This is a genomic window from Teichococcus aerofrigidensis (assembly GCF_054073225.1).
In genome coordinates, this window is sequence record NZ_JBSXMU010000289.1 from 1 (window position 1) to 578 (window position 578).

1 protein-coding gene is annotated in these 578 nt (G+C 65.7%); it reads right to left on the reverse strand.

Features of this window, described 5'->3' with window-relative positions:
- Window positions 1-8: 8 nt before the first annotated feature.
- Window positions 9-578 (reverse strand): transposase (locus tag ACVMLK_RS21285; RefSeq protein WP_457487575.1); only part of this gene is annotated, 570 nt, incomplete at its 5' end.

The window sequence follows — 578 nt, forward strand, 5'->3', positions numbered from 1 at the left end:
AGAGGCTGTTATGGATCTGCGGCGAGTTGAGCGGCCTGCTTGAGCATGATGCAGGTGAAGGCGACGAGGTGGAGATCAGCAAGAGTGCTGGCGTAGCGCTCGTAGTCCTTTACCAGCCGCCGGAAGCGGGTTGCCCAGGCGAATGAGCGCTCAACCACCCAGCGTCGCGGCAGCAGCACGAAGCCGCGCTTGGCTTCTGGCAATCTGACCACCTCCAGTTCGATGCCATGCGCCTTCGCGGCATCGGCTGCTTTGCTGCCCGTATAGCCCTGGTCAACATAGGCCAGATCGACGCTCTGGCCTGTGGAGGCTTGCACTGCCTGGGCAAGCCGCCCAACCTCGGCCCGGTCGTCGGCACTGGCGGGCGTGACGTGCAACGCCAGCAGATGCCCCAGCGTGTCAACTGCTAGGTGCAGCTTGGAGCCCTTCTTGCGCTTGGCACCGTCGTACCCGGCGCGGGTTCCGCTTTCGGGTGAGGAGCGCAGCGTCCGGCTGTCCAGGATCGCAACACCGGGCCGCGCCTTTCTCCCCGCGGCGAGCCGTAGCACCGTGCGCAGATCCTCGGCCAGCGCCTCGAA